General features: G+C 26.1%; 1 protein-coding gene. It reads left to right on the top strand.

What is annotated here, in order from left to right; all coding sequences use genetic code 11:
• Nucleotides 1-20: 20 nt before the first annotated feature.
• Nucleotides 21-754 (top strand): transposase (locus CSGHG_RS19205; protein WP_052314776.1); only part of this gene is annotated, 734 nt, incomplete at its 3' end.

Genomic DNA, 754 nt, shown 5'->3' with positions numbered 1-754 from the left:
TGGACAAAGTATCAAAAAGTATGGAGAAATATAAGTTTAAAATATATGCTTACTGTTTAATGGATACTCATGTGCATCTCATAGTGGATTCTTATGGTGGGGATATATCAGTTATTATGAAAAGTATAAAGGAAAGATATACATTTTATTATAATAAGAAAAAAGGATCAAATGGAACATTATATAAAGAAAGATTTGAAAGTACCATAATAGAAAGTGATGGATATCTAATAGCAGCATCATTATACATCCATAGAAATCCAAAAGATATTATAGGATATAGAAATGCTCCAGAAACTTATAAATTTTCAAGTATAAAAGCATATACAGGAGGTATAGATGAATTTGGTATAGTAGATAGTGAATTTATATTAAGCATACTAAGTAGATTTAAATACTTTGCTATAAAAGACTATATAAAGTTATTTAATGATACTATGAACATTGAAAATAATAAATTTAAAGAATTAGAAATGAAGTTAGATATGGAATTTGAAAATGTAAAGTATGTAAACAAAAGAAAAGTGTTAAAAAGAGATTGCGCCCTTAATATATTAGCTCAATTTATAGCAAAAGAAATAGGTTTAGAAGTAGAAGAGCTATTAATTAAGAATAGAAGTTATAATAAAGATATGAGAGCAATATTTGCGTTAATGGCTACATCACTATGTGATGTAAACTCACTGGATATAGGAAGAGAATTAGGAGGAATAACTGCAAGTAGAGTATGTACATTAACTAATGATGGAATAGA

It is taken from the genome of Clostridium senegalense JC122, assembly GCF_000285575.1.
GTDB lineage: Bacteria > Bacillota > Clostridia > Clostridiales > Clostridiaceae > Clostridium_J > Clostridium_J senegalense.
This window is presented reverse-complemented; position numbering and strand designations above follow the sequence as displayed.